The organism is Brasilonema bromeliae SPC951, from assembly GCF_012912135.1.
Lineage (GTDB): Bacteria > Cyanobacteriota > Cyanobacteriia > Cyanobacteriales > Nostocaceae > Brasilonema > Brasilonema bromeliae.
On record NZ_QMEB01000344.1, the window covers coordinates 1 to 4,575 of the forward strand.

Here is a 4,575-nt window from a genome sequence, read left to right on the forward strand (position 1 = left end):
GTTTTTGAGCGCTTCCGTCAGGCTGATAGCTCAACCACTCGGTCTTTTGGCGGTTTGGGATTGGGGTTATCCATTGTGCGTAACTTAGTTGAGTTGCATGGTGGTTCAGTTCATGTTGAAAGTCCGGGGGAAGGACAAGGAGCAACGTTTACTGTGAAGCTACCGCTGAGTCCTATTAGCAGCAAGATACAACCACGGGTGCATCCTACTGTGGGGGATCCTTTACCGTTCGATTGCACTCCCCAGTTGGATGGTTTGCGAATATTAGTGGTGGATGATGAGGTGGATGCTCGTGAGTTGCTGATTCAAATTCTTGTAGAATGTGGAGCTGAGGTTGTAGCAGTGGGAAGTGCAGATGAGGTGATTGCGGCGCTGAAGGAGCAAACGTCTGACTCACGTTTTGATATTCTTATTAGTGATATTGGTATGCCAGAACAGGATGGTTATGCTCTGCTGCGACGAGTGAGAGCGCTTGAGTCTAATGAAGGTGGACGGATTCCGGCTATTGCATTGACTGCTTATGCTAGGGCTGAGGATCGCAAGGCAGCTTTTTTAGCAGGGTTTCAATCTCATGTTGCTAAGCCTGTTGAACCGGGAGAATTGATTGCGGTGATTGGAAATTTGACTGGGCGAAGTATGAGTTAACGAACCGCAGAGGCGCAGAGGACGCAGAGGAAGAGGAAGAGGAGGAGAGATGGAAGGTAAGGAGTTGAATGTGGGTGAGTATGTGGATTTGATGGCTTTGTTGTTGGATTTGCAGCTGAAGGATGAGTTTCGAGGTGGGGTGGTGGCGAATTTTGAGAGAATTATGGCGATCGCCCAAGTTGTGAATGAGTTTCCTTTGCCTGAGACAATTGAAGCTGCTTCTGTTTTTGAGCCATGAGTTTAGAACTAGTTGATGCTGTTGCGATCGCTTCTGCTGTGCGAGAAGGTAAAGTGAGTGCGGTGGAAGTGACTAAAGCTGCTTTACAAAGAATTGCCGCGCGGGATAATGAACTTAATTGTTTTACAACTATAACTGCTGAGACTGCTTTGGCAGATGCAGAAAGAATTGACAGGGAAATTTCTCAAGGTAAAAATCCTGGTTGTTTGGCTGGTGTCCCTTTTGCTGTCAAAAATCTTTTTGATATCGCTGGGTTAACGACTCTTGCGGGTGCAAAAATTAATGCGGAAAATTCTCCAGCAACTCAGGATGCAACAGCAGTCGCAAGGTTGAAGCAAGCGGGTGCTGTACTTGTAGGTGCTTTGAATATGGATGAGTACGCCTATGGATTTGTGACGGAAAATTTTCACTATGGTGTGACACATAATCCGCATGATTTAAAGCGGATAGCTGGTGGTTCATCGGGTGGTTCGGCGGCGGCGGTTGCAGCTGGTTTGGTTCCACTGACGCTGGGTTCTGATACGAATGGTTCTATTCGCGTCCCTGCTGCTTTGTGTGGTGTTTTTGGTTTGAAGCCGACTTATGGGCGATTGTCGCGTGCTGGGGTAGCATTATTTTCCAGCAGTTTAGACCATGTTGGACCATTTGCTCGTTCGGTGCGGGATATTGCGACAGCGTTTGATGTGGTTCAGGGAGAAGATGAGAGAGATCCAGTTTGTACAAAACGTCCTCGTGTAGAACTTTCGGATGCAACGTCAAGACAAAATATAGAAGATTTACGTATTGGTATTGCAGATGATTATTTTACAAAAGGCGCAAGTCCTGAAGCAATAGATGCAGTACAAAAAGTTGCTGATGCTTTGGGTGTCACCCAGTATGTCACAATACCTGAAGCGCATCGCGCGCGTGCAGCAGCGTTTGTCATCACAGCTTGTGAGGGGGCAAATTTGCACTTTGAGAAACTGCAATTGCGTCCCCAAGATTTTGATCCAGCAACACGCGATCGCTTTCTCGCTGGTGCTTTGATACCCAGTACCTGGTACATTCAAGCACAACGCTTTCGCAGATGGTATAGAGATAAAGTTCGAGAAATCTTTCAAAAGGTAGATGTCATTCTTGCGCCTACGACACCAATTTCGGCACCACTCATAAGTCAAGAAACCATGATTTTAGATGGAGAAGAAATTCTTGTCCGTCCTCATTTGGGGTTGTTTACTCAACCATTATCTTTCATTGGGTTGCCCGTTTTGTCAGTACCAATTCAACGTCCAAACGTTCTACCCCTTGGCGTACAGTTAATAGCTGCACCATATAATGAAGCGCTGATTTTACGAGTAGCATCCGTGCTGGAAGCAAAGGGTGTAATTTCAGCGCCAATAGTGCCACTAAAGCTATGACTAAAGCTATGAATTTATGAGTTACAATGCTTTTTGCTGCTGTTTACGTAATAAGCGCACACCTGCACCCAAAGCACCTAAAGCTAGCAAACCGAAGAGCGATGACGTTTCAGGTACTGCGGTGTATGTGAGGTTGTCGAGAGAAAATCGCGGAGCTACACTCGGATCAAAACCTAATTTTGTCTCATCAAAATCCAGCACAGCCCTTGTTATTGGAACTCCGTTATATTTGAACAGTCCCTCAGACAAGAAAGCTAAGCTGCTGGTATCCACGGGTGTAATTCCTAAAGATTTTAATCCTGTATCAAAAAGTTCTACAGTTAGACCAGAAGTTAAGGTACCACTTGTTTCCACTCCTACAGCGAACTGGAGTGCTGAAATGGGTGCAGTGAAATCAAGTGTTAAAATACCTTTTGCATTCCCTTCCAAAAGTGGAGCTTGAAGATTAACAAATAAGTTGCTGGGAAAGTTTGGAGGGAAAGATTGATTGTAGATGGCTTCGCTAGAGTCAACACCGTTTATTTTGAAATCAAATGTTACCCCTTTGACAGTAAGCCCATCCACCGGTGTAGGAGAACCTAGCTCATCAAAGTTTAACGTCACTGCTCCAGCTTTGTTTATTGTACCAACTGCAACATAAACCGTACTGAGTACAGCGATGGAAAATTTATGAAGAAAAGACATAAACCTTGGTACTCATACTAAGATACTCAAAGTTTAGTACTGTTCTTCATAAAATTAATATGATACATATTTTGATGTTTTCTGAAGGATTTACATATTTACTAAATGAACTCTCAGTCAACAAACCCAAGATATAAATTCAATAGTAGAAAGTATCAAGATAAGCAAAAAATAATACTCCCACTGAATGATTCGTTTATTATGTACAGATAAATGTGAGCTATTTTACAAGACCATGCGTAATGGCAAAACGCACCAACTCGGCTCGGTTGCTGGTTTCAGTTTTTCTCAATAAACTACTAACGTATTTCTCCACAGTTCTTGGACTTAGATGCAGGTGCTGACCCATTTCAGCATTAGAAAGACCATGAGTCAAAAGTTCCAGAACTTCTTGCTCTCTAGCTGTTAAGTCGAAGATGTGGGGTTTTTGAATACCAGTCACATCAAAGTTATTGGTGTCAGGCGATTTTGTGGGAGTATGAGTGACGAAATTTTCTTGATGAGAAAAACCGTACTCTGATTGAATAATTTGCGATCGCTCTAAAAGATTGCGAATTGCTGCAGCCAACTCTTCTAGTTCAAAAGGTTTGGGCAAATACAAATCGCATCCTGACTGATAGCCTAGGATTCTTTCCTGAGTTTTTGTTCTCGCTGTTAGCAATATGACAGGTAACAACCGGAACCCTGGTTGTTGACGCACTCGCCTCACTAAGTCATATCCATTCATTCGTGGCATGATTATGTCAGTGACAATCAAGTCAGGATGATGTTCCTCCACGATTGTCAAAGCCTCTTGACCATCATCCGCTGTCATTACTGAGTAGCCAGATAGTTCAAGATAATCGCTGATAGATAAACGAGTGCCCAGGTCGTCATCTACTATGAGGATCGTCAAGGGCATGGTCAGTAGACCCCTAAGATTTTTTAGTCTTGAGTTTGTTTTTATAAGCACTATAAGTAAACACAGGTAAGAATAGTACTCTCATTTTTCATACTATGACAGGATTAACAATAGGTAACTACCATTAAGTTGATTTATAAAATTAATATTAAATCCCTCTTAAGGTTAACAACTTAAGCTCACCATCAACTGGCTACTTTAAATATTATATATTGCTGTATGATTTGCTACAATATAGTCAAGAATATTCCATTGAATAGAATGTGAGTTGAAAAAATCTAGACATGACAAGGTAAGTCAACGATTGAACCCAACACAAACGTAATAAAATCTATTTCTAAGTGCTTTGAATGTTCTACATAACAGTAAGTTCCGTCTTGCGATTTCTTCCTTGTTTGTAAACAAAGCTATGGCTAATCTCTCTCTACAATTTACTCACGACATCTATAATTGAATTTGATTTGTCATTCAAAGCACACTTGGACAAGAGATTATGACAGGTAAAGGACAGGGATTTGGCTTTGGCTTGGGAAAAATGAGAGAACTGGCTGATGCCTTTAAAAAAGCGCAACAAGTTCAAGAGGGCGCAAAGCGACTCCAAGAAGAATTGGAACAGATGGAGATTCAAGGAGAGAGCGGCGGTGGTTTAGTCAAAGTTGTTGTTAGTGGTAATCAAGAACCGAGGCGAGTGGAAATCTCTCCAAACGCAT

At 42.5% G+C, this 4,575-nt stretch carries 6 protein-coding genes; 4 read left to right on the forward strand and 2 right to left on the reverse strand.

What is annotated here, in order from left to right:
• The 3 genes from DP116_RS27150 to DP116_RS27160 all read left to right on the forward strand — a co-directional run.
• Nucleotides 1-645, forward strand: a 645-nt coding sequence (locus DP116_RS27150) for an ATP-binding response regulator (RefSeq protein WP_169158089.1), incomplete at its 5' end; no start/stop codon positions are given.
• Nucleotides 646-694: 49 nt separating this feature from the next.
• Complete coding sequence (locus DP116_RS27155) at nt 695-883, forward strand: DUF4089 domain-containing protein (protein ID WP_169158090.1); 189 nt, start codon at nt 695-697, stop codon at nt 881-883.
• On the forward strand, nt 880-2,280 hold the full coding sequence (locus DP116_RS27160; protein WP_169158091.1) for an AtzE family amidohydrolase: 1,401 nt from the start codon (nt 880-882) through the stop codon (nt 2,278-2,280). Before DP116_RS27155 ends, DP116_RS27160 begins: the two co-directional genes overlap by 4 nt.
• A 21-nt stretch (nt 2,281-2,301) precedes the next feature.
• On the opposite strand, the gene DP116_RS27165 is transcribed toward DP116_RS27160, so the two are convergent.
• Both DP116_RS27165 and DP116_RS27170 read right to left on the reverse strand, forming a co-directional pair.
• Nucleotides 2,302-2,964, reverse strand: a complete 663-nt coding sequence (locus tag DP116_RS27165; protein ID WP_169158092.1) for a hypothetical protein — start codon at nt 2,962-2,964, stop codon at nt 2,302-2,304.
• 220 nt (nt 2,965-3,184) lie between these two features.
• On the reverse strand, nt 3,185-3,865 hold the full coding sequence (locus DP116_RS27170; RefSeq protein ID WP_169158093.1) for a response regulator transcription factor: 681 nt from the start codon (nt 3,863-3,865) through the stop codon (nt 3,185-3,187).
• 493 nt (nt 3,866-4,358) lie between these two features.
• Between DP116_RS27170 and DP116_RS27175 the strand changes: the two genes are divergently transcribed.
• A partial coding sequence (locus tag DP116_RS27175; RefSeq protein WP_169158094.1) for a YbaB/EbfC family nucleoid-associated protein occupies nt 4,359-4,575 on the forward strand: 217 nt, incomplete at its 3' end.

Bases quoted from the DNA above. Each gene is read 5' to 3' on its own strand.
- DP116_RS27155 (WP_169158090.1), top strand. From the start codon at position 695: ATGGAAGGTAAGGAGTTGAATGTGGGTGAGTATGTGGATTTGATGGCT.
- DP116_RS27160 (WP_169158091.1), top strand. From the start codon at position 880: ATGAGTTTAGAACTAGTTGATGCTGTTGCGATCGCTTCTGCTGTGCGA.
- DP116_RS27165 (WP_169158092.1), bottom strand. From the start codon at position 2,964: ATGTCTTTTCTTCATAAATTTTCCATCGCTGTACTCAGTACGGTTTAT.
- DP116_RS27170 (WP_169158093.1), bottom strand. From the start codon at position 3,865: ATGCCCTTGACGATCCTCATAGTAGATGACGACCTGGGCACTCGTTTA.